The organism is Streptomyces sp. NPDC059248, from assembly GCF_042753905.1.
Taxonomy (GTDB): domain Bacteria; phylum Actinomycetota; class Actinomycetes; order Streptomycetales; family Streptomycetaceae; genus Streptomyces.
This window is the reverse complement of sequence record NZ_JBHYZV010000055.1, coordinates 22956-45133: the sequence shown is the minus strand read 5'-3', so window position 1 is coordinate 45133 and position 22178 is coordinate 22956. Positions and strand designations below refer to the sequence as shown.

18 protein-coding genes are annotated in these 22178 nt (G+C 71.4%); 5 read left to right on the top strand and 13 right to left on the bottom strand.

Features of this window, described 5'->3' with window-relative positions:
- Positions 1-60 precede the first annotated feature (60 nt).
- The 5 genes from ACFXG1_RS22785 to ACFXG1_RS22765 form a co-directional block, all read right to left on the bottom strand.
- The gene (locus tag ACFXG1_RS22785) at positions 61-1149 is read right to left on the bottom strand and encodes a branched-chain amino acid aminotransferase (RefSeq protein ID WP_384715642.1); all 1089 of its coding nucleotides are present in this window, start codon (positions 1147-1149) and stop codon (positions 61-63) included.
- Between the two features lie 280 nt (positions 1150-1429).
- On the bottom strand, positions 1430-2470 hold the full coding sequence (locus ACFXG1_RS22780) for a 3-isopropylmalate dehydrogenase (protein ID WP_384744303.1): 1041 nt from the start codon (positions 2468-2470) through the stop codon (positions 1430-1432).
- An 86-nt stretch (positions 2471-2556) separates the two neighbouring features.
- A complete protein-coding gene (locus tag ACFXG1_RS22775; RefSeq protein WP_384715481.1) occupies positions 2557-2739 on the bottom strand; it encodes a hypothetical protein in 183 nt (60 codons plus the stop codon).
- Positions 2740-3068: 329 nt separating this feature from the next.
- Positions 3069-3656, bottom strand: a complete 588-nt coding sequence (locus ACFXG1_RS22770; RefSeq protein WP_384744301.1) for a GNAT family N-acetyltransferase — start codon at positions 3654-3656, stop codon at positions 3069-3071.
- Between the two features lie 156 nt (positions 3657-3812).
- Complete coding sequence (locus ACFXG1_RS22765) at positions 3813-4388, bottom strand: hypothetical protein (protein ID WP_384715464.1); 576 nt, start codon at positions 4386-4388, stop codon at positions 3813-3815.
- Between the two features lie 341 nt (positions 4389-4729).
- Here ACFXG1_RS22765 and ACFXG1_RS22760 point away from each other — a divergent pair, with 341 nt between their 5' ends.
- The 3 genes from ACFXG1_RS22760 to ACFXG1_RS22750 all read left to right on the top strand — a co-directional run bounded on the left by ACFXG1_RS22760 (position 4730) and on the right by ACFXG1_RS22750 (position 6697).
- Positions 4730-5533, top strand: a complete 804-nt coding sequence (locus ACFXG1_RS22760; protein ID WP_384715467.1) for a GntR family transcriptional regulator — start codon at positions 4730-4732, stop codon at positions 5531-5533.
- A gap of 242 nt (positions 5534-5775) precedes the next feature.
- On the top strand, positions 5776-6300 hold the full coding sequence (locus ACFXG1_RS22755) for an SRPBCC family protein (RefSeq protein WP_384715470.1): 525 nt from the start codon (positions 5776-5778) through the stop codon (positions 6298-6300).
- Positions 6301-6367: 67 nt separating this feature from the next.
- Positions 6368-6697 carry an ArsR/SmtB family transcription factor gene (locus tag ACFXG1_RS22750; RefSeq protein ID WP_384715478.1) on the top strand — a complete coding sequence of 110 codons (330 nt, stop codon included), beginning with the start codon at positions 6368-6370 and terminating at the stop codon, positions 6695-6697.
- A gap of 141 nt (positions 6698-6838) precedes the next feature.
- On the opposite strand, the gene pruA is transcribed toward ACFXG1_RS22750, so the two are convergent.
- A complete protein-coding gene (gene pruA / locus ACFXG1_RS22745; protein WP_384715473.1) occupies positions 6839-8479 on the bottom strand; it encodes an L-glutamate gamma-semialdehyde dehydrogenase in 1641 nt (546 codons plus the stop codon).
- Positions 8480-8528: 49 nt separating this feature from the next.
- Positions 8529-9455, bottom strand: a complete 927-nt coding sequence (locus ACFXG1_RS22740; RefSeq protein ID WP_384715476.1) for a proline dehydrogenase family protein — start codon at positions 9453-9455, stop codon at positions 8529-8531.
- 191 nt (positions 9456-9646) lie between these two features.
- On the opposite strand from ACFXG1_RS22740, the gene ACFXG1_RS22735 reads away from it, so the two are divergent.
- Entirely contained in the window at positions 9647-11002 is a 1356-nt protein-coding gene (locus ACFXG1_RS22735) for a PucR family transcriptional regulator (RefSeq protein ID WP_384744298.1), read from the top strand.
- A 94-nt stretch (positions 11003-11096) separates the two neighbouring features.
- On the opposite strand, the gene ACFXG1_RS22730 is transcribed toward ACFXG1_RS22735, so the two are convergent.
- Complete coding sequence (locus ACFXG1_RS22730; protein WP_384722782.1) at positions 11097-11669, bottom strand: TetR/AcrR family transcriptional regulator; 573 nt, start codon at positions 11667-11669, stop codon at positions 11097-11099.
- A 105-nt stretch (positions 11670-11774) separates the two neighbouring features.
- Between ACFXG1_RS22730 and ACFXG1_RS22725 the strand changes: the two genes are divergently transcribed.
- Positions 11775-13358, top strand: a complete 1584-nt coding sequence (locus ACFXG1_RS22725; protein ID WP_384744296.1) for an MFS transporter — start codon at positions 11775-11777, stop codon at positions 13356-13358.
- A gap of 168 nt (positions 13359-13526) precedes the next feature.
- Here ACFXG1_RS22725 and serA read toward each other — a convergent pair whose 3' ends face one another.
- The 5 genes from serA to ACFXG1_RS22700 all read right to left on the bottom strand — a co-directional run bounded on the left by serA (position 13527) and on the right by ACFXG1_RS22700 (position 22158).
- Positions 13527-15131, bottom strand: coding sequence for a phosphoglycerate dehydrogenase (gene serA / locus ACFXG1_RS22720; protein WP_384711932.1), 1605 nt, complete (start codon positions 15129-15131; stop codon positions 13527-13529).
- A gap of 323 nt (positions 15132-15454) precedes the next feature.
- Positions 15455-16456 (bottom strand): ketol-acid reductoisomerase, encoded by a 1002-nt coding sequence (gene ilvC / locus ACFXG1_RS22715; RefSeq protein WP_384711929.1) that lies wholly within the window; start codon positions 16454-16456, stop codon positions 15455-15457.
- A 141-nt stretch (positions 16457-16597) separates the two neighbouring features.
- Positions 16598-17125 (bottom strand): acetolactate synthase small subunit, encoded by a 528-nt coding sequence (gene ilvN, locus ACFXG1_RS22710; protein WP_384711926.1) that lies wholly within the window; start codon positions 17123-17125, stop codon positions 16598-16600.
- 29 nt (positions 17126-17154) lie between these two features.
- Positions 17155-19014 carry an acetolactate synthase large subunit gene (locus tag ACFXG1_RS22705; RefSeq protein WP_384711923.1) on the bottom strand — a complete coding sequence of 620 codons (1860 nt, stop codon included), beginning with the start codon at positions 19012-19014 and terminating at the stop codon, positions 17155-17157.
- A gap of 312 nt (positions 19015-19326) precedes the next feature.
- The gene (locus ACFXG1_RS22700; RefSeq protein ID WP_384744316.1) at positions 19327-22158 is read right to left on the bottom strand and encodes a putative bifunctional diguanylate cyclase/phosphodiesterase; all 2832 of its coding nucleotides are present in this window, start codon (positions 22156-22158) and stop codon (positions 19327-19329) included.
- Positions 22159-22178 lie beyond the last annotated feature (20 nt).

Genomic DNA, 22178 nt, shown 5'->3' with positions numbered 1-22178 from the left:
GAGCGGGGACGGGGGCACGACTGTGTTTTCTTGGGGGTGATCCGGTACGGCTCCGCGGGCTCAGCCCAGCCGGTGCATCCAGCCGTGCGGGTCGGGCGCGGAGCCGGTCTGGATGTCCAGCAGGGCCTTGCGGAGCTTCAGGGTCAGCTCACCCGGCTCGCCGCCGCCCTGGAGCCATTCGCCGGACGCCGACTTGACCCGGCCGACCGGGGTGATCAGGGCCGCGGTACCGCAGGCGAAGACCTCGGTCAGGCTGCCGTTCTCGGTGTCGCGCCGCCACTGCTCGGTGGAGATCCGGCCCTCCTCAGCGGAGGCGCCGAGGTCGGCGGCGAGGGTGAGGATGGAGTCGCGGGTGATTCCGGCCAGCAGGGAGCCCGTGAGCGCGGGGGTGACGATCCGGTCCCCGTACACGAAGTACAGGTTCATCCCGCCCATCTCCTCGACCCACCGGTGCTCCAGGGCGTCCAGCCAGACGACCTGGTCGCAGCCCTCGCGCGCGGCCTCGGCCTGGGCGAGCAGGGACGCGGCGTAGTTGCCGCCGGTCTTGGCGAAGCCCATACCGCCGGGGACGGCGCGGACGTAGTTCTCCGAGAGCCAGACGGAGACCGGCTCGATCCCGCCGGTGAAGTACGCGCCGGCCGGGGAGGCGATGACGACGAAGAGGTACTCGTTGGCCGGCCGGACCCCGAGTCCGTTCTCATTGGCGATCATGAACGGCCGCAGATAGAGGGACTCCTCGCCGCCGTGCGGCGGAACCCAACCCTCGTCCTGCCGGACCAGGGCGTCACAGGCGGCGATGAAGATCTCGTCCGGTAGCTCGGGCATCGCGAGCCGCCGGGCGGAGACCCGGAACCGCTCCGCGTTCTTCTCCGGGCGGAAGGTGGCGACGGACCCGTCGGGGCGGCGGTACGCCTTGAGGCCCTCGAAGATCTCCTGCGCGTAGTGCAGGGTCATATTGGCCGGGTCGATCGAGAGCGGGGCGTACGGCGCGAGCTGGGCGTCGTGCCAGCCCCGGCCCTCGGTCCACTTGATCGTCACCATGTGATCGGTGAAGTAGCGGCCGAATCCCGGGTCCTTCAGGATCGCCTCCCGCTCCGCCGCGGACAGCGGATGGGCGGAAGGCTTCAGCTCGATCGTGGGCGTCGTCATGAGTGCAGTGTCCTTCACCTTGGATGGGTGGACCGCGCACGTCCGCTCCGGTGCCAGCACGTGGTGCTAGGACGTCCGAGCATTCCCGTGGACCACGGCCCGGTTTCGATTATCGCCCCCGGGGGCGGTCGCTCGAAACGGGTGGTACGGGACGAAGGTGCGGTCCGGGCGACCGGCCGGTCGGTGCGACGGGCCGGAGGGGCGGGATCGCCCGGAGACCACATGGAGAAGCCGCCGGGCGCTGTGGGCGACCCGGCGGCTTCGTAGAAGAGTCGTCGGGTCAGTCCGCTACTCGTACCGCGAGCGCGTCGCCGATCTCGTCCGTCGTACGGAAGGTTCCGTCCCGCTCGGCCAGGTCGGCGGAGGCCGCCTCCTCGATCCGGGCGGCCTCGGCCTCGAAGCCGAGGTGGCGCAGGAGGAGGGCGACGGAGAGGATCGTGGCCGTCGGGTCGGCCTTGCCGGTCCCCGCGATATCGGGGGCGGAGCCGTGGACGGGCTCGAACATCGACGGGAAGGCGCCCGTCGGGTTGATGTTGCCGGAGGCGGCCAGGCCGATTCCGCCGGTGACGGCGGCGGCGAGGTCGGTGAGGATGTCACCGAAGAGGTTGTCGGTGACGATGACGTCGAAGCGCTCCGGCTGGGTGACGAAGAAGATCGTCGCCGCGTCGACGTGCAGATAGTCGGTGGTGACCTCGGGGTACTCCTGCCCCACCCGGTCGAAGATGTTCTTCCACAGATGACCCGCGTACACGAGGACGTTGTTCTTGTGGACCAGCGTCAGCTTCTTGCGGGGGCGGGCGTTCGCCCGCTCGTAGGCGTCCCGGACGACCCGCTCGACACCGTAGGCCGTGTTCAGGCTGACCTCGGTGGCGACCTCGGCGGGCGTACCGGTGCGCAGGGAACCGCCGTTGCCCGTGTACGGGCCCTCGGTGCCCTCGCGGACGACGACGAAGTCGATCTCGGGACGGCCGGCCAGCGGGGTGGCGGTGTTCGGGAAGAGCTTCGACGGCCGCAGATTGACGAAGTGGTCGAAGGCGAACCGCAGTTTGAGCAGCAGCCCCCGCTCCAGCACACCGGAGGGCACGGAGGGGTCGCCGATGGCACCGAGCAGGATCGCGTCGTGCCCCTTGAGGGCCTCCAGCTCCGCGTCCGGGAGGGTCTCCCCGGTGCGGTGCCAGCGCTGGGCGCCGAGGTCGTACTCGACGGTCTCCAGCTTCACGTCCTGCGGGAGGACGGAGGTCAGGACCTTGAGTCCCTGGGCGACGACTTCCTTGCCGATGCCGTCGCCGGGAATGACTGCGATGTTGAGGCTGCGGGGCATGTGGGCACCCTACTCGCCATCCCACCCCATGACACAAGCCGTCCATTTACTGGACAACTCACCGGGGCGGCGGACGGCGCGGGGCGTCAGTGTCCGGTGGAGCCGCCGTTGTCACGGCGGTCGAGCGCGCGCTGGAGCGCCGCGGCGGCGTTGCGGCGGTCGGACTCGTCCGTACGGGGGCGGCGAAGGCGGACCCGGTCACGGCGGACGGCCTCGAACGCCGAAGCGGGAACGGCGGCGGGAACGGCGGTGGGAGCAGCGGCGGACATAGTGATCGACTCCTTGGAGATCACGGGGATGTCGAAGGCGCCGGGTGGGGCGGCGAGCGCGCCGCGCAGGGGTCACCTGCCGGTGGGGCGCGTACTCGGAACCGCCATTCGCTGGATCGAGCGAGACGTTCGGCTCCTACAAAGCTAGGGCAGCGACGCGCTTCTGTCTCTACAAGTAGTCGGACTTCCTACTATCTGAGACGGAGATCATGGAACACCCAGGTCACGACCGGTGCCGCCGTCGTGGCGCACATCACTCGAAGGGGTGAAAGACCTTCGCCGGAGGGTCGGTGTCGGGAGGGGCCGGAGTCCGGCGGTCCTCCGGCGGATCAGAGGACGTCGCCGTCCCGCCAGTCGAAGGCGAGGGCGTCCTCCGGGGCCGGGATCCCGCCCCATACGAAGGTGGAGCCCTCCTCGTCGGCCAGCCGGACGATGCCCTCGGGGCCCACGCCCTCGATCCGGCCCTCCCAGGGGCGCCAGCCGCGCGAGCGGTAGAGGCCGGCGCCCTCGGCGGAGGCCGAGAGCGCGCCGAAGTCGTAGGCGCGGGCCACGATCGGTTCGAGGGCCGCCATCAACCGGCCGCCGAGACCCTGGCGCTGCCGGTCGGCGCGGACGCCGAGGGCCTCCACATAGCCGACCCGGAACCAGCGGCCCCCGTGGAGCACCCGTCGCATGATCACGGAGCCGTGGGCGATCAGCCGTCCGGCGGGGTCGTGGATCAGGGCGTGCATCCCGCCGAGCCCGTGTTCGAAGTCCTCGTCGGAGAAGTCCCCCTCGAACGCCTCGTCCAGCAGGGCACGGACGGCTGCCAGTTCGGCGGGGGTGAGCTGGAAGGTATGGAGGACGGAGAGCGGCTCCGCGGGCACGGCGGGCGCGTCCTGACCGGCGGCGGATACGGCGTCGGGTGTGATCGGCATGACAGCAGCCTGACAGGGCGCGCACCCGGGCCGTACTCAATTTCCGATCCGGGTATCCGGCGCTGCTGGGCGGCGGGTTCGCCGTCGGCCTGTCGCTGATCGTGGCCCCACGACTCGTCGAGGGCCCATACGAAGACGTCCGCCCCGACCGCGCGTTCAGGGGAGTCGGGGGAGGCTGACAGGGGTGACCTCGTTGAGAGTGGTGGCGATGTGGGCGGCACGGAACCAGGGGGTGTAGTGGCTGCCCCGGAGAACATGGGTGTTGCGGACGGCGGCCGGCCCGTCCGGGGTGGGGCGGAAGAGGGTGCCGTAGAGATGGTCCGCCTCGGGGCGCCGGGCCCGCAGCGCAGTGGCGTGGCGACGGAGATTGGGGCAGTGGGCCAGAGCGAGGGGAGCACAGGGGGCGCAGACAGGAGGGTGGGTGGTGATCTCGCCCTCGGCCGCTCCGGTGAGCGGACCGGGGAGGAGCCACAGCACGCCTTCGGATGTCCGGTCGGCCGGCTGACCACAGATCTGACAGAGGAGCCGGAGCATGGCGCGGCGCTGACGGGGCGTATGGACGGCGGAGAAGCAGGGGGTTCCGATGCCGGGCGTGATGCGCTGGTGCAGCCACAGCACCCCGTGGGAGTCGAAGTCCCCCGGCAGCGGCGGGTGGTACTGCAACCGTCCCCGGCGCATGACGAGGGGCCGATCATCGGCGGTCTCACCACTCCAGGCGGTGATGTAGGGCACAGGCAGCCCCTTGTAGGAGCGGAGTGCGGCGGAATGCGGAAGGCGTGCCGTCGGCGATGCCGGGAAGGGTGAGGAGGGCGGGGCAGGACTCATCGTGACTCCTGATGGGTTGCGGTAGGCCTGCCGACGGCGGAATCGCCGGGCCTCCGGCACTGCCGGAGAGCATGTCCCCATCGGACGACGCCGACGCCGAGCAGGCCCACGACGTGAGCCGGTCAAGTTAGGTGCTAGCACCTAACTCGTCTGCTGATAGTGTCGCGCCGACTCCGCCGAGTCAAGAGGTACCTGCTAGCACCTAAGCTGAGGTCACCCGCAGGAGGGACCCAGGAGGGGAGTACCGGATGGCGCGCACATCGGAAGAGATCGCGGCCGAACTTCGCGGGCGCATTCACCGCGCGGAGCTCAGGCCCGGGGACCGATTGCCCACCATGGAAGCCCTGGCCGAGGAGCACGGGGTCTCCCGGCAGACCGCACGGGAGGCGCTCGGCCTCCTGAAGCGGGAAGGGCTCGCGGAGTACCGGGGCGGCCGAACAGGGACGACCGTACGCGAGCGGCCGGTGACGCGCATGGTCCGGTCCCGCGGCATGGAGCGCGACGAGCTCGGCTACTACTCCGGGGCGAACGTCCAGCACTGGCGCGCGGTCGCCGGAAGCCGGACCGAGGTGGGCACCCTCCCCGTACCGGGCGACATCGCGGCGGCCCTGGGCGTGGAAGCGGGCTCACCGGTCGTGGTCCGCAAACGCCTCAACGGCGACCCGGACGTACCGGCGCACCGCCAGCTCACCGACAGCTGGCTCCATCCCGACGCGGTCGCCGCACTGCCGGCCCTGGCGGGGCACACCGGGCCGGGCGGGATCTACGACCGGATCGAGGAGTGGGCCGGCGCGCCGATCTCCTGGGAGGAGGAAGTCACGGCCAGCACTCCGAGCCCCGACGAGACGGCGGCGCTCCTCCTCCCGCCCGGCGTTCCGCTCCTGAGGATCATCCGGACCTCGACCGTCACCGTCGATGGCGCCCGACTCGTCGCCGAGGTCAACGACATCCGCATGAGCGCCGAACTCTTCTCCGTGCGTTACCCCATGACGAGGCAGGGTGCCGCCGAGTGGCCGGTACGGCCCGCGAGCGGCGACTTCTACGGGAAGTAGGCCCGACCACGAACGGGCCGCGCGCGGACGGGCCGGTGACAGAACCGCCCCTCGGGGATCCGCGCACGGCAGTGTCGGGCATGCCCACCCACAGCGCGCACCCGGACTCCTCCGCACACCCCGCGACCCCTCACCCATCCCCCTAACGCGCAACTCTCTGGTTGCGTAAAAATCCAATACGCGCAACCATGGGGTAGCACGTCATGGTGGCGTGCGAGGAAGACGGACAGGAGGCTCCGGCCATGACCGACACATCCGCCACCGGCCCCGAGCAGGACCGGATCGAGAAGGAGATCGCCATCGACGCGTCGCCCGAACGCGTCTGGGCGGTGCTCACCGACCCCCGGCACGTCGGGAAGTGGTTCGGGCAGGGCGAGCCCGCGCCGATCGATCTGCGGCCCGGCGGGACGATGTTCCTCGATCACGGGGAGCACGGGGAGTTCCCCACGACCATCGTGACCGTCGAGCCGCCGCGGCGGTTCGCCTACCGCTGGGCCGCCGCCTATCCGGGCGAGCCCGCCGTCGAGGGGAACTCGACCCTCGTGGAGTTCACCCTCGTCCCGGCCGGGGCCGGCACGCTCCTGCGGGTCGTCGAGACCGGCTTCGCGGCCCTCGTCGTCCCGGCCGAACGTCAGGCCACGGCCTCGTACGAGAGCCATGACGGCGGCTGGGCCGGGCAGGTCGTCAATATCAAGAACTACGCGGAGACCGGGAACACCGAGGGCGTGACGGGGGACGACCGCCCGGGCACGGGAACGGACGGGTGAGAATCACCGTATGACTGGAGGCAGCGACACCCCGGCCGGGGGCGGCCCCACGGACCCGGCGGATGCCATGTCCGAGGTGCTGTCGGCCCTCGCCGACCCCACCCGCCGCCGGATACTCGACGGCCTCGCCCGGCACGGCAGCGCCACGGCGACCGTTCTCGCGGCCGAACTCCCCGTCAGCCGTCAGGCGATCGTCAAGCATCTGGGGATCCTCGACCGCGCCGGTCTGGTCGGCGGGCGGCGGGCCGGACGGGAGACGCGGTACACGGTCCTGCCCGCCCGGCTCATGGAGGCGTCCCGGTGGATGGCCCGGGTCGCCTCCGACTGGGATGCCCGGCTGGACGCGATCAAGCGCATCGCGGAGTCCCCCCGTACCGGCGGACCGTCCGGGGACTGACCACCCCCGGACGGGCCCCCGGGCCGGGACCCCGGACATGGATACCGCCCCCGTTCCGGCGTGGGGGCCTGAACGGGGGCGGTGTCTTGGGGGGCGTCCCCACGGGCCTCGGGGCCCGTGCGGGGGCGGCCCGTGCGGGGGTCAGCCCATGTGCGGGTAGTCGTACTCGGTCGGCGCCACCAGCGTCTCCTTGATCGCGCGGGTCAGCGTCCAGCGCATCAGGTTCTGCGGGGCACCCGCCTTGTCGTTGGTGCCCGAGGCCCGGCCGCCGCCGAAGGGCTGCTGGCCGACGACGGCACCGGTCGACTTGTCGTTGATGTAGAAGTTGCCCGCGGCGTACCGCAGCTTCGCCATCGTGTGCGCGGCCGCGGCACGGTCGTTGGCGATGACCGAGCCGGTCAGGGCGTACGCGGACACCGACTCCATCTGGTCCAGCATCGCGTCGTAGCCCTCGGCGGACTCGTCCTCGTAGACGTGGATCGCGAGGATCGGGCCGAAGTACTCGTCCGTGAAGACCTCGTTGCCCGGGTCGGTGCAGAGGATGACCGTCGGACGGACGAAGTAGCCGACCGAGTCGTCGTAGGTGCCACCGGCGACGATCTCGCAGGTCGGGTCGGCCTTCGCCCGGTCGATCGCGGCCTTGTTCTTGGCGAACGCGCGGTCGTCGATCACGGCGCCGATGAAGTGCGAAAGATCGGTGACATCGCCCATGGCGATCCCGTCGACCTCGGCCGCGAACTCCTCCTTGAAACCGGAGTTCCAGATGGAGGCGGGGATGTACGCCCGGGAGGTCGCCGAGCACTTCTGGCCCTGGAACTCGAAGGCACCACGGGTAAGCGCCGTCTTCAGCACCGCGCGGTCGGCGCTCGGGTGGGCGACGACGAAGTCCTTGCCGCCCGTCTCGCCGACGATCCGCGGGTAGGAGCGGTACTTCTCGATGTTGCCGCCGACCGTCTTCCACAGGTGCTGGAAGGTGCGGGTCGAGCCGGTGAAGTGGATACCGGCCAGCTCGGGGTGGTTCAGGGCGACCTCGGAGACGGCGATGCCGTCACCGGTGACCAGGTTGATGACGCCCTTGGGCAGCCCGGCCTCCTCCAGCAGCTGCATCAGCAGCACGGCGGAGTGGGTCTGCGTCGGGGACGGCTTCCAGACCACCACATTGCCCATCAGGGCGGGGGCGGTGGGCAGGTTGCCCGCGATGGCGGTGAAGTTGAAGGGCGTGATCGCGTAGACGAAGCCCTCCAGCGGCCGGTGGTCCAGCCGGTTCCACACACCCGGGGAGTTCGCCGGCGGCTGCTCGGCGAGCAGGTCACGGGCGTAGGCGACATTGAAGCGCCAGAAGTCGACCAGCTCGCACGGGGTGTCGATCTCGGCCTGCTGGGCGGTCTTCGACTGGCCCAGCATGGTCGAGGCGGCCAGCGTCTCGCGCCACGGCCCGGCCAGCAGCTCGGCCGCCCGCAGGATGATCGCGGCACGGTCGTCGAAGGACATCGCGCGCCAGGCCGGAGCGGCGGCCAGGGCGGCGTCGACCGCGTCCCGGGCGTCCTGCTCGGTGGCACCGGCGAATGTGCCGATGACGGCCCGGTGGTTGTGCGGCTGGACCACGTCGACCCGCTCGCCGCCGCCCATCCGGCGCTCGCCGCCGATGGTCATCGGCAGCTCGATCGGGTTCTCGGCCAGCTCCTTGAGCTTCGCCTCCAGGCGGGCGCGCTCCGGGCTGCCGGGCGCGTAGGAGTGGACCGGCTCGTTGACCGGCGCGGGGACCTGGGTGACAGCGTCCATGGGTGCCGACTCTCCTTCGTTCGTGGCGTACGTGGTTCGGGGGGCTCGGTCAGCCGCGGGTGGCGAGGGAGCGCAGGAAGAACGCCAGGTTGGCGGGGCGCTCGGCGAGCCGGCGCATGAAGTAGCCGTACCAGTCGGTGCCGTACGCGATGTACACCCGCATCCGGTGGCCCTCGGCGGCCAGCCGGGCCTGCTCGGCCTCCCGGATGCCGTACAGCATCTGGAACTCGTAGTCGTCGAGCTTGCGGCCCGCCCGGCGGGCCAGCTCCTGGGTGATGGAGATGATGCGCGGGTCGTGGGACCCGATCATCGGGTACCCCTCGCCCTCCATCAGGATCCGCAGGCAGCGGATGTACGCCTTGTCGACCTCGGCCTTGTCCTGGTAGGCGACGGTCGCGGGCTCCTTGTAGGCGCCCTTGACCAGCCGGACCCGGGAACCGGCCTCGGCGAGCATCCGGCAGTCGTCCTCGGTGCGGAAGAGGTACGACTGGACGACGGCACCGGTCCGGGGGAAGCGCTCCCGGAGATCGGCGTGGATCGCCAGGGTGGAGTCGACCGTGGTGTGGTCCTCCATGTCCAGGGTGACCGTGGTGCCGATCTCGGTGGCGGCCTCGACGACCGGAGTGACGTTCCGCAGCGCCAGATCGTGACCGCCGGACAGCGCCTGCCCGAAGGACGACAGCTTCACCGACATCTCGACGCGCTCGCCGAGACCGAGCGGCTTCAGCGCCTCGATCAGCTCCAGGTAGGCGTCCCGGGCGCGGAGCGCCTCCGCCGGGTCGGTGATGTCCTCGCCGAGGACGTCGAGGGTGACCTCCAGTCCGCCGGCGGCCGTGTCGACGACGACGGGAACCGTCTCGTGCACGTTCTCACCTGCGATGAACCGGTTCACGACCGGCTTGGTGACCGGAGCGGCCGAGATGACGCGGCGCATTTTGTCGCTGCGCGACGCGGCGAGGATCACGGGACCCAGCACGGGGACCTCCACGGATGATGTACGAGCAGGCCGGCCCGGGTCGCGGGGAAGGCGATCCGGAACGGCACGAAGAACCACCGTGAAATCTAAGGATCGCTCCGATCGTCGGCCATCGACAGCTGTCACGCATCCGTGGCCCGGATCTCAGACAGATGTCTGAAGGGTGGACCGGACCGTGCCAGAATGTCCGGGTGAAGGGTGATTACCAGGACCTCGTCGACGAGATCTCGGCACTGCTGGCGGCCCCGGCGACGCTGGAGAACCGCGACTTCGGCCTGATCGCCTTCGGCGCCCACGACAGCGACAGCGCCTTCGACGAGGCCCAGCTCGACCCGGTGCGCACCCGCTCGATCCTGACCCGCCGGTCCACCCCGGCGGTCCGGGCCTGGTTCGAGGGGTTCGGCATCACCCGGGCGACGGGCCCGGTCCGGATCCCGGCCGCGCCGGACGCCGGGGTCTACCGCGACCGGCTCTGTCTGCCGGTACGCCATCGGGGTGTCGTCCTCGGCTACGTCTGGCTGCTGGACACCACCCCGGGCCCGACCGCCGAGCAGCTCGCGGCGGCGATGGAGGTGGCCGCCAGGATCGGCGTCCTGCTGGCGGACGAGGAGCGGGCCGACGCCGATGTGGCGCGGGAGCTGCGGGCCGCCCTGACGGCGGAACGCGGCTGGCAGTACGACATGGCGGTGGCCGCGCTCCGGACGGCCCTGGGCGGGGTCGGCCGCGGGGTCGAAGGGCCGCACGCCGTCGTCTGTGTGGCGCCCTGGACTTCGGCGGACGCGCCGTCGGCGCAGTCGCTGCCCGCGGTCGCCGCCCTGTGCACACTCACCGTCCCCTGGAGCCCGGCGCCCGGCGCCCGCTCCCCCGCGGCGGCGGACGAACCGGGCGCGGGCGGGCGCTCGGGCCCGCACTCGGGCTCGGGCTCGGGCTCGCGTTCGGGCGACCGCGACGGTGCCGGTCCTTCGTCCCAGGTGCTCGCGGCGCTGGTACGGCTCCGCTCCGGCGATGTCACGGGACCGGCGCTGGCCGTCGCGGAACAGCTGACGGGCGCGGGTGCCTCCGGCGGTTCGACGCCGCGCGCGAAGACGGGCGCGAAGGGGCCCGGCGCCTCCGCCTCCCCGCCCGCTCCCCCGGCTCCGACCGCGGGCGTCGCCGCCCCGCGTACCGGCCTCTCCGGGCTCGACACCGCCTGGTACGAGGCGACCGCCGCGGCCCGCGCGGCCCATGCCGAGCCCGGGTCGCCGAGGGTCGTGGAGTGGGCCGACATCGGCCCGTACCGCATGCTCACGGCCCTCGCGGACGGTCCGGCCGCGGACGATCCGGCGGTCCGCCCCCTGCTCGCCCCGGCCCACCGGGAGCTGGCCCGTACCGCCGAGGTCTTCCTCGACCACGCCGGACAGGCGGGCCGGACGGCCGCCGCGCTCGGCATTCACCGCCAGACGCTCTACTACCGGCTGTCCCGGGTGGAGCAGCTCACCGGCCTCGACCTGGCCGACGGCGAGCACCGCCTGCTGCTGCACATGGCGCTGAAGACGGCCCGCCTGTAGCGGACCGACCGCCGCGGGCCGACCGCCGCGGGCCGCGCAGGCCCCGGCCCGGATGCCACGGCCGACGAAGGCCGACGCCTGGGGCGAACCGGTGTTACGCCGGGATTCCCGCCAGCGCCTTCAGCCCCTCCGCCAGGTCCTCCGCCGTGGGCGCGGTGTCCGGATCCACCAGCCACTGGGTCATCACGCCCGCCACCAGCGCCTGGGCGAGCAGCCCTGTGCCCCGGGCGCGTTCGGGGTCCTCGCCCGCGTCGACGCCGCCGAAGAGCTGGGCCAGCTCGGTCCGGCCGCGCACCTGCCAGCCGCGCAGCGCCTCGGCCAGCTTCTCGTCCTCGTCGAGCCGGGCCACCACCTCGATCTGGAGCTTCCACAGCGCGCGGTGGACGGGGAACCCCGAGACCATCCGCCGCCAGACCGCCTCGAACCGCTCGGGCCCGGCCCCGGGCAGTCCGGCGGCTTCGGCCGGCTGGTCCACCGAGTCGCCCCAGGCCTCCATCAGCGCGAGGAAGGCGGCCTGCAGCAGCGCGTCCTTGGAGCCGTAGTGGTAGCCGATGGAGGCGAGATTCGTCCCGGACGCGGCGACCACGTCGCGGGCGGTGGTCCGCGCGTACCCCTTCTCCAGCAGGCAGCGCTTGGCGCCTTCGAGCAGATCCTCACGATGTCCCATGCCCGGAGGGTACCGCCGCCCGGAGCCTCTTGGACGAGCGTCCCATACAAGCGTCTTATACGCACGTCATAGACACATGTTTAATACGCTTGTATGGTTCCGCTCATGCCGAACTCAGCCACCGGGGGCCCACGCGCCGGCCGCCGCGAATGGACGGCCTTCGTCGTCCTGCTGCTCCCCCTCCTCCTGGTCTCGATGGACGTCTCCGTCCTCTACTTCGCGATCCCCGCCGTCAACCGCGAACTGGATCCGAGCGCCGCACAGCAGCTCTGGATCCTCGACAGCTACGCCTTCGCCCTCGCCGGACTGCTGATCACCATGGGCGCGCTCGGCGACCGGATCGGCCGCCGCAAGCTGCTGATGGCCGGCGCCGCCGCGTTCGGCGCCGCGTCCGTGCTGGCCGCCTACGCCGACAGCGCCGAGACGCTGATCGCCGCCCGGGTCCTGCTCGGCATCGGCGGCGCGACCCTGATGCCCAGCACCATGGCCCTGGTCCGCACCCTCTTCCGCGACGACCGCGAACGCACCCTGGCGATCGGCATCTGGTCGAGCACCCTGGCCACCGGCGTGGCCCTCGGCTCGGTCCTGGGCGGCGTGCTGCTCGAACGCTTCTGGTGGGGCTCCGTCTTCCTGGTCAACGTCCCGGCGATGGTGCTGCTGCTGGCCCTCGCGCCCGTCCTCGTACCGGAGTCGAAGGACCCGGCGCCCGGCCGCTTCGACGTACCGAGCGTCCTGCTGTCGGCCGGAGCCGTCCTCCCGGCGGTGTACGGACTCAAGGAGATCGCCGTCGAGGGTCCGGCCCCGGCCGCCGTCCTCTGGCTGGTCACCGGGCTGGCCGTCGGCGCCCTCTTCGTCCACCGGCAGCGCACCCGGCCGGACGCGATGATCAGCCGGGAGCTGTTCGCGGACCCGGACTTCGGACGGAGCGCCGCCCTGCTGCTGATCAGCGTCTTCGCCCTGATGGGAACGGCCTACTTCACCACCCAGTATCTGCAGTCGGTGCTCGCCATGGGCCCTTTGGAGGCGGCGCTGTGGAGCGTCCTGCCGGCGGTGCCCGTCGGCGCCGCCGCCCCTGCCGCCGGGGCGCTCGCCCGGGTCTTCTCCCGGCGTATCGTCGTCTGCGCCGCCTTCCTCGTCGCGGCGACCGGCTTCGCCGCCCTCTCCCTCACCGGTACGGATCAGCTCGCCCTGGTCCTGGTCAGCACCTCGGTCACCGGCTCGGGACTGGTCTCCGTCCTGGCGCTGATGAACGACCGGGCGCTGTCGGCCGCGCCGCCCGACAAGGCGGGTTCCGCGGCGTCCCTGCTGGAGACCGCGACCGAGTTCGGCGGCGCGCTCGGGATGGCCGTCCTCGGTTCGATCGGGACGGCGGTCTATCGCGCCGGTGTCGACGACACCGCCCCTGAGGGGCTGCCCGCGGGGGCGGTGGAGACCGCCCGGGAGACCCTCGGCGGCGCGGTCGCCGTCGCCGGACGGCTGCCCGGGGAGCTGGGCGGCCCGCTGCTGACGGCCGCCGGGGAAGCCTTCGTGGAGGGGATGCGGCTGGCGGCCCTGAGCACCGCCGGGCTGATGCTCTTCGCGGCCCTGCTCGCCCTCGTCCTGCTGCGCCGGGAGCGGACCCCGGGGCCGCCCGGGGGACGGCTGCCGGCCGCCGCGCCCGCCCCCGAGCCGGCCGGCCGCCGCCGCTGAACCGGCCGTACGACACCGAACGCCTCCGGGCCCGGTTCATCTGGGTGAACCGGGCCCGGAGGCGTGAGAGTTACCTGAGCCGGCCGGACGGCCGACCGAACGCATGGACCTTGCAGACCGTGCGGACCTTGCGGACCGACCGGACCCGTCGGATCCGCCGGACGGCGATCAGTCGGACAGGTCGACCGAGCGCGCCGACGTGGCGCCGATCTCCTCGGCGATCTCCGTGACCACCGGCTGCGGCACGGTGTCGTCGACGGTGAGCACGACCAGCGCCTCGCCGCCCTCCTCGGCCCGCGAGACCTGCATCCCGGCGATGTTGAGACCGGCCTCGCCCAGGATCCGGCCGACCGTGCCGACCACACCGGGCCGGTCCTCGTACCGCAGGACCAGCATGTGCTCGGAGAGCGCGAGATCCACGTCGTGGTCGTTGATGCCGACGATCTTCTGGACGTTCCTCGGACCGGCGAGCGTGCCGGAGACCGAGATCTCCTCACCGCCGCCGAGCGTGCCGCGCACGGTCACCACATTGCGGTGGTCCGGGGACTCCGAGCTGGTGGTCAGCCGGACCTCGACCCCCCGCTCCTGGGCGAACAGCGGGGCGTTGACATACGACACGGTCTCGTCGACGACGTCCTCGAACACGCCCTTGAGCGCGGAGAGTTCCAGCACCTTCACATCGTGCTGGGTGATCTCGCCGTACACCTCGACATCGAGCCGGACCGCGACCTCGCCCGCCAGGGCGGTGAAGATCCGGCCCAGCCGCTCGGCCAGCGGCAGCCCCGGCTTGACGTCCTGGGCGATCACTCCGCCCTGGACGTTGACCGCGTCGGGCACCAGCTCGCCGGCGAGCGCGAGGCGCACCGAACGGGCCACCGCGATACCGGCCTTCTCCTGCGCCTCGTCGGTGGACGCGCCCAGATGCGGCGTACAGACGACCTGGTCGAACTGGAACAGCGGGGAGTCGGTGCACGGCTCCTTGGCGTAGACGTCCAGACCCGCGCCGCCGACCCGGCCCTCCTTCAGCGCCGAGGCCAGCGCCTCCTCGTCGACGATGCCGCCCCGCGCCGCGTTGACGATCCGGACCGTCGGCTTCACCTTGTGCAGCGCCTCGTCACCGATGAGCCCCAGGGTCTCGGGGGTCTTCGGCAGATGGACGGTGATGAAGTCGGAGACCTCCAGCAGCTCGTCCAGGGAGAGCAGCTTGACGCCCATCTGCGCGGCCCGCGCGGGCTGGACATAGGGGTCGTAGGCGACGATCTTCATCCCGAACGCGGACATCCGCTGGGCGACCAGGACCCCGATCCGGCCCAGGCCGACGACGCCCAGCGTCTTCTCGGCCAGCTCCACACCCGTGTACTTGGAGCGCTTCCACTCGCCGTTCTTCAGCGCCGTGTTGGCCTGCGGGATATTGCGGGCGGTGGCGATCAGCAGCCCACAGGCCAGCTCGGCGGCGGTGACGATGTTCGAGGTGGGCGCGTTGACCACCATGACACCGGCCTTGGTGGCGGCGGAGACGTCGACGTTGTCCAGACCGACCCCGGCGCGGGCGACCACCCTCAGCTTCTTCGCGGCGGCGATGGCCTCGGCGTCGACCTTGGTCGCCGAACGGACCAGGATCGCGTCCACGTCGGCGATCGCGGGCAGCAGCTCCGCGCGGTCCGCGCCGTTGCAGTGGCGGATCTCGAAGTCCGGACCGAGCGCGTCCACGGTGGCGGGCGACAGCTCTTCGGCGATGAGTACGACGGGTTTACGGGCAAGCTCAGCGCTCACGTGAGTCCTCACAAGTCCAAGGAGTCCCGGCGGTGCCCGGAGGGCCCTGGCGGGAGACGGCCGTCCCGACGGCCGCAGGCGGTGGAGGGGCTAGCCGCGTGGAAGACGCACGACACTGTGGGCCTGACGCGTGTTGTTGAGAAGTGTAGTGCCGCCCCGGGGGGAGTCATGCGCCTTCACGGCAGGATCACCCGTCCGAGGCTGGACGAAGTGGCGGACGACGGCCGGGCCCGCGGGCCCGGCCGGGATCCGCCGGAAAGGACCGAAGGGCCGGAGCGTCCCGGGATACGACTCCCCGGGGGCCCCGGCCCTTCCTCCACGACTCAGGCGTCGTCGTTGTCGACCCAGCTCATGAGCTTCCGCAGCTCCTTGCCTGTGGTCTCCAGCAGGTGGTTCTCGTCCTGCGTCTTGTACTCCTGGTACTTCTTCAGACCGCCGTGGTACTCGTCCATCCAGTTCTTGGCGAACGTGCCGTCCTGGATCTCGGTGAGGACCTTCTTCATCTCGGCCTTGGTCTGGTCGGTGATGATCCGCGGGCCGGTGACGTAGTCGCCCCACTCGGCGGTCTCGGAGACCGACCAGCGCATCTTCTCCAGGCCGCCCTCGTACATCAGGTCGACGATCAGCTTCAGCTCGTGGAGGCACTCGAAGTAGGCGATCTCCGGCTGGTATCCGGCCTCGACCAGCGTCTCGAAACCGGCCTTGACCAGGGCGGCCGTACCACCGCAGAGCACCGCCTGCTCACCGAAGAGGTCGGTCTCGGTCTCCTCGGTGAACGTGGTCTTGATGACCCCGGCCCGGGTGCCGCCGATGCCCTTGGCGTACGAGAGCGCCAGCTCGAAGGCCTTGCCGGTGGCGTCCTGCTCGACCGCGGCGATACACGGGACGCCGCGGCCCTCCTCGTACTGACGACGGACCAGGTGGCCCGGGCCCTTGGGGGCGACCATGGCGACGTCGACACCGGCCGGGGGCTTGATGAAGCCGAAGCGGATGTTCAGGCCGTGACCGAAGAAGAGGGCGTCGCCGTCCTTCAGGTTCGGGGCGATGGACTCCTCGTAGACCTGGGCCTGGATCGGGTCCGGGACCAGGATCATGATGACGTCGGCCTCGGCGGACGCCTCGGCGGGCGTCACCACGCGCAGACCCTGCTCCTCGGCCTTGGCCTTGGACTTGGAGCCCTCGTGCAGACCGACGCGGACGTCGACGCCGGAGTCACGGAGCGACAGGGCGTGGGCGTGGCCCTGGCTGCCGTAGCCGATGACCGCGACCTTGCGGTTCTGGATGATGGTGAGGTCGGCATCGTCGTCGTAGAACAGCTCGGCCACTGGGATATCTCCTTGAGTGCTGATGGTGCGTCCCACCGTACGGCGGGGAGGGAAGGGTCTGGCGGGGGGTCTCGCGATACGGGCGGGGACCCGGGGTGGTACGGGCCGGGGCGGGGCCCCGGCCGGGGGCGGACCGCGGTGTCAGGCGGAGCGGTCCAGGGCGCGCAGGGACCGGTCGGTGATGGACCGGGCACCGCGCCCTATGGCGATCGTGCCGGACTGGACCAGCTCCTTGATGCCGAACGGCTCCAGCATCCGGAGCATGGCCTCCAGCTTGTCGCTGGACCCGGTGGCCTCGATGGTCACGGCCTCGGGTGCGACGTCCACGGTCTTGGCGCGGAAGAGCTGGACGATCTCGACGATCTGGGAGCGGGTCTCGTTGTCGGCCCGCACCTTCACCAGGACCAGTTCGCGCTGGATCGCGGCGCTGGGTTCCAGCTCGACGATCTTCAGCACATTGACCAGCTTGTTGAGCTGCTTGGTGACCTGCTCCAGCGGAAGGTCCTCGACACCGACCACGATGGTGATCCGGGAGATGTCGGGGTGCTCGGTGACGCCGACGGCGAGCGAGTCGATATTGAAGCCGCGGCGGGAGAACAGGGCGGCGATCCGGGCGAGGATGCCCGGGGTGTTCTCCACCAGGACGGAGAGCGTGTGCTTGGTTGACATGGGTGGGTCTTCCGTCTCTCTCTGCTCGCTCAGTCGTCTTCGCCGTCGCCGAAGTCGGGGCGCACCCCGCGGGCGGCCATGACCTCGTCGTTGGAGGTCCCGGCGGCGACCATCGGCCAGACCATGGCGTCCTCGTGGACGATGAAGTCGATCACGACCGGCCGGTCGTTGATCGCGTTGGCCTCGGCGATGACCTTGTCGAGGTCCTCGGGGGACTCGCAGCGCAGGGCGTGGCAGCCCATGGCCTCGGACAGCTTGACGAAGTCCGGGACGCGGGTACCGGCGCTCGGACCGGTGCCGTCGGCGCCGGGTCCCGAGTGCAGCACGGTGTTGGAGTAGCGCTGGTTGTAGAAGAGGGTCTGCCACTGCCGGACCATGCCGAGGGCGCCGTTGTTGATGATGGCGACCTTGATCGGGATGTTGTTCAGGGCGCAGGTGGTCAGTTCCTGATTGGTCATCTGGAAGCAGCCGTCGCCGTCGATGGCCCAGACCGTGCGGTCGGGGGCGCCGGCCTTGGCGCCCATGGCGGCCGGGACCGCGTAGCCCATCGTTCCGGCGCCGCCGGAGTTGAGCCAGGTGGCGGGCTGCTCGTACCGGATGAAGTGGGCGGCCCACATCTGGTGCTGGCCGACTCCGGCCGCGTAGACGGTGTCCGGGGGCGCGAGCTGGCCGATCCGCTCGATGACCTGCTGCGGGGAGAGACTGCCGTCCTCCGGCTGGGTGTAGCCGAGGGGGTAGGTGTCCCGCCAGCGGTTGAGGTCCTTCCACCAGGCGCTGTAGTCGCCGCGCCGGCCGTCGCTGTGCTCGGCCTGCACCGCCTGGACCAGGTCGGCCACGACCTCCCGGGCGTCGCCCACGATCGGGACGTCGGCGGTACGGTTCTTGCCGATCTCGGCCGGGTCGATATCCGCGTGGACGATCTTGGCGTACGGGGCGAAGCTGTCCAGCTTGCCGGTGACCCGGTCGTCGAAACGGGCGCCGAGGGCGACGATGAGATCGGCCTTCTGGAGGGCCGTGACGGCGGTGACCGAGCCGTGCATCCCGGGCATGCCGACATGCAGCGGGTGGCTGTCGGGGAAGGCGCCGAGGGCCATCAGGGTCGTGGTGACGGGCGCGCCGGTCAGCTCGGCGAGGACCTTCAGCTCGGCGGTGGCACCGGCCTTGATGACGCCGCCGCCGACGTAGAGCACCGGGCGCTTGGCCTCGGTGATCAGCCGGGCGGCCTCACGGATCTGCTTGGCGTGCGGCTTGGTCACGGGGCGGTAGCCGGGCAGGTCCTGGGCGGGCGGCCAGCTGAAGGTGGTGCGCGCCTGGAGGGCGTCCTTGGCGATGTCGACGAGGACGGGTCCCGGGCGGCCGGTGGAGGCGATGTGGAACGCCTCGGCGATCGTCCGCGGGATGTCCTCCGCCTTGGTGACCAGGAAGTTGTGCTTGGTGATCGGCATGGTGATGCCGACGATGTCCGCCTCCTGGAAGGCATCGGTACCGATCGCGTGCGAGGCGACCTGGCCGGTGATCGCGACCATCGGGACGGAGTCCATATGGGCGTCGGCGATCGGGGTGACCAGATTGGTGGCGCCCGGCCCCGAGGTGGCCATACAGACCCCGACCTTGCCGGTGGCCTGCGCGTATCCGGTCGCCGCGTGACCCGCGCCCTGCTCGTGGCGGACCAGGATGTGGCGCACCCTGGTGGAGTCCATCATCGGGTCGTAGGCGGGGAGGATGGCTCCGCCGGGGATGCCGAAGACGGTGTCGGCACCGACTTCCTCGAGCGAGCGGATGAGGGACTGCGCACCTGTGACGTGCTCGACCGCGGCGGTCGGCGATCCGCCCGTACGGGCGCGCGGCTGGGGATGATGGGCCCCGGTGGCCTGCTCGGTCATCGGCATTCTCTTCTCGAAGCAGAGGGTTCGCGGAGGGGGACTGCGGGTGCTGCTGGGCTTGAGGAGGGCTCGGGAGACGGGTGGGGGTCGTACTGCGTTCTTCGCTGAGTTCTTTGTTGGGTTTTCCGCCGCTTGACTCCGGTTCGCCGCCCGGTGCCGGTGCAACAAAAAACCCCTCGTGCCGTGAGGCAGGCGAGGGGAGCGCGTCGGGAGGAGTCCGCGGGGTCCTGGTGGGGAACCCGCTCAGCCGACGCGCTGTCCAAGTACGAGAATTCGGGTGCGCATGGCACTGACCCTCTCCCCGACGCGCCGCCACTGTCAAGCCGGTGGGACACGAGTCTCATTATGTGAGCCGCCGCGCATCCGGAACGAGCCACCCGCAGCGCCTCCCGTCAGGGCGGGCAGGGCGACCTCGCCCGTGACCGGATAGTCGTCCCTGACCAGGGCCCGGCGCAGCCGGTACTCGTCGAGGGCGCCGGCGAAGGCGGCCCCCTGGCCGTGGGTGCAGCCCATGGCCCGCAGGGCGAGCACCTGCTCGGGGAGGTCGACGCCCTCGGCCACGGACTCCATCCCGAGGTCGCAGGCGATCCCCAGCAGCCCGCTGGTGATCTTGTACTGACGGGAGGACTCCACGATCCCGTCGGTCAGCCCCCGGTCGAGCTTCAGTACGTCCAGTGGAAGCCGGCGCAGCGCGTTGATCGCGGCATAGCCGCTGCCGAAGCCGTCGAGCGCGATCCGTACGCCGATTCTGCGCAGCGCCATCAGCCGCTGCTCCAGCTCGTCCAGGGACGCCCGGGTGTCCTGGTGGATCCGGGGGTCGTTGTCGGAGAGTTCGATGGTGAGCGCGCCGGAGGGCAGCCCGTGCCGGGCGAGCAGCCGCTCGATGCTGCCGGGCGGCAGGGACCGGTCGAGCAGCCGGCGGGTGGAGACCCGTACGGTCACCGGGACGTGGTGGCCGCGTCTGTCGCGCTCGGCGGCCTGGGCGACGGCCTCGTCCAGCAGCCAGCGGCCCAGTTCGTCGGCCCGGTCGCCGTCGCCGGAGACCCGCAGGAACTCGGCGGGGGTGAAGAGGATGCCGTGGGCCGAGCGCCAGCGGGCCTGGGCGGAGACGGCGTCGATCCGGCCGGAGGCGAGATTGATCACCGGCTGGTGGAGGAGGGCGAACTCGCCCTCGTGGAGCGCCGTGCGCAGCCGGGCGGCGAGTTCGGTCCTGCGGACGACCTCGGCCTGCATCTGCGGAGCGTACAGCTCCACCCGGTCCTTGCCCCCGGCCTTGGCCCGGTACATGGCGAGGTCGGCGTTGCGCATCAGCCCCGTGGGGCTGATACCGGGCTCGGTGAAGGCGACGCCGATGGAGGCGGCGACGCGGACGTCCTGTCCGTCGATGCGGTACGGCTGGGAGAGCGTGAGCCGCAGCCGGTCGGCGATCTCCACGACCTGGGCCTCGCGGGACGCCCGGTCCCGGGTGCCGTCGCCGAGGATGAGGGCGGCGAACTCGTCGCCGCCGAGCCGGGCCGCCGTATCACCGGAGCGTACGGATTCGGCGAGCCGTCCGGCGGCGGCGATCAGCAGTTCGTCGCCCGCCTGGTGGCCGAGCCGGTCGTTGACGCCCTTGAAGCCGTCGAGGTCGATGAAGAGCACCGCCGTACCGGCGTCGGGGGCCCGCCGGCCGCCGATCGCGCGCCGGACCCGCTCGGTGAAGAGCGCCCGGTTGGGCAGATCGGTCAGCGGGTCGTGTTCGGCGCTGTGCTGCAACTGGGCCTGGAGCCGGACCCGCTCGGTGACGTCCCGGCTGTTGAAGATCAGCCCGCCCTGGTGGCGGTTGACGATGGACTCCACATTGAGCCACTCGCCGTCGCCCGAGCGGAACCGGCACTCGATCCGGGTCGTCGGCTCGTCCTCGGGGGTGGTGGCCAGGAACCGCCGCACCTCGTGGACGACCCGGCCAAGGTCCTGGGGATGGACGAGACAGGCCAGCTCGGAGCCGGTCAGCTCCTCGGCGTCGCGCCCGTAGACACCGGAAGCGGCGGGGCTGACGTAGCGCAGTATCCCGGACGGCGCGGCGATCATGATGACGTCGCTGGACCCCTGGACGAGGGAGCGGAAGTGGTTCTCCTTCTGGGCCAGCTCATGGGTGAGGGCCATGTTGTCGATGAGCATGATGCCCTGGCGGACGACCAGGGCCAGCACCACCGTGCAGGCGGTGAGGACCACGAACAGATCGACCTGACGGCCCTCGACGACGTGGAAGAGGATCCCCAGGGTGCAGACGGCGGCGGCCAGATACGGCGTGAGCGCCGGGAGGGAGCCCGTGACCGGGCGGCTGAGATGGCGCGGCCCGCGCGGCGGGCGCGGTGACTCGGGAGGTCTGCGGGCGCCCCAGGGGGCGTAGGCCAGCAGCAGCGATCCGGCGAACCAGCCCGCGTCCAGCAGCTGGCCCGAGCGGTAGGTCTCCCGGAGCAGCGGTGAGGTGAACAGCGCGTCGGAGACCACCGTGAGGGCGAGTGCGGCGACGGCGGTGTTGACCGCGGAGCGATGACCGCCCGAGCGGCGGAAGTGGAGTGCCAGCACCATGCTGACCAGCACGATGTCCAGCATCGGATAGGCGAGCGAGAGCGCCGCGGGCGCCACGCTGCGGCCCTGGGCGTTCGCCGTGTGGGCGAGCGCCAGGCTCCAGGACAGGGTCAGCAGGGATCCGCCGATCAGCCAGGAGTCGAGGGCCAGACAGACCCAGCCGGCCCGGGTCACCGGCCGTTTCGCCAGAACCAGCAGTCCGACGATGGCGGGCGGCGGGAAGCAGAGGAAGAACACATCGGCGACGGACGGGCTCGGCACCGGCTGGCCCAGCACCACCTCGTACCAGCCCCAGATGGCGTTGCCGATGGCCGCCATCAGGGAGGAGAGCGCGAACAGCAGCCAGGCCGGGCGCAGCCGGGACGGCACCCGGCGCGCGTAGCAGAGACAGGAGACGGCGGCGATCAGCGCCGCCGCGCTCAGCCCGAAATCACCCATGATCAGGGCGAGTTCGCGCGATCCCCAGCCGAGTGTGGCGCCGACGGCGTACCCGGAGCAGACGACGGCCAGGAGGAGCGGGGTGACGATTCCGCCGCCCGCCGCGCGAGCGGCCCGGCGCGCCTCCGGGGCGGTCACAGGACCGCTCCACTGCTCGC

Bases quoted from the DNA above. Each gene is read 5' to 3' on its own strand.
- ACFXG1_RS22780 (WP_384744303.1), bottom strand. From the start codon at position 2,470: ATGCCCCGCAGCCTCAACATCGCAGTCATTCCCGGCGACGGCATCGGC.
- ACFXG1_RS22755 (WP_384715470.1), top strand. From the start codon at position 5,776: ATGACCGACACATCCGCCACCGGCCCCGAGCAGGACCGGATCGAGAAG.
- ACFXG1_RS22750 (WP_384715478.1), top strand. From the start codon at position 6,368: ATGTCCGAGGTGCTGTCGGCCCTCGCCGACCCCACCCGCCGCCGGATA.
- ACFXG1_RS22770 (WP_384744301.1), bottom strand. From the start codon at position 3,656: ATGCCGATCACACCCGACGCCGTATCCGCCGCCGGTCAGGACGCGCCC.
- ACFXG1_RS22760 (WP_384715467.1), top strand. From the start codon at position 4,730: ATGGCGCGCACATCGGAAGAGATCGCGGCCGAACTTCGCGGGCGCATT.
- pruA (WP_384715473.1), bottom strand. From the start codon at position 8,479: ATGGACGCTGTCACCCAGGTCCCCGCGCCGGTCAACGAGCCGGTCCAC.
- ACFXG1_RS22725 (WP_384744296.1), top strand. From the start codon at position 11,775: ATGCCGAACTCAGCCACCGGGGGCCCACGCGCCGGCCGCCGCGAATGG.
- ACFXG1_RS22785 (WP_384715642.1), bottom strand. From the start codon at position 1,149: ATGACGACGCCCACGATCGAGCTGAAGCCTTCCGCCCATCCGCTGTCC.
- ilvN (WP_384711926.1), bottom strand. From the start codon at position 17,125: ATGTCAACCAAGCACACGCTCTCCGTCCTGGTGGAGAACACCCCGGGC.
- ACFXG1_RS22705 (WP_384711923.1), bottom strand. From the start codon at position 19,014: ATGCCGATGACCGAGCAGGCCACCGGGGCCCATCATCCCCAGCCGCGC.
- ACFXG1_RS22730 (WP_384722782.1), bottom strand. From the start codon at position 11,669: ATGGGACATCGTGAGGATCTGCTCGAAGGCGCCAAGCGCTGCCTGCTG.
- ACFXG1_RS22775 (WP_384715481.1), bottom strand. From the start codon at position 2,739: ATGTCCGCCGCTGCTCCCACCGCCGTTCCCGCCGCCGTTCCCGCTTCG.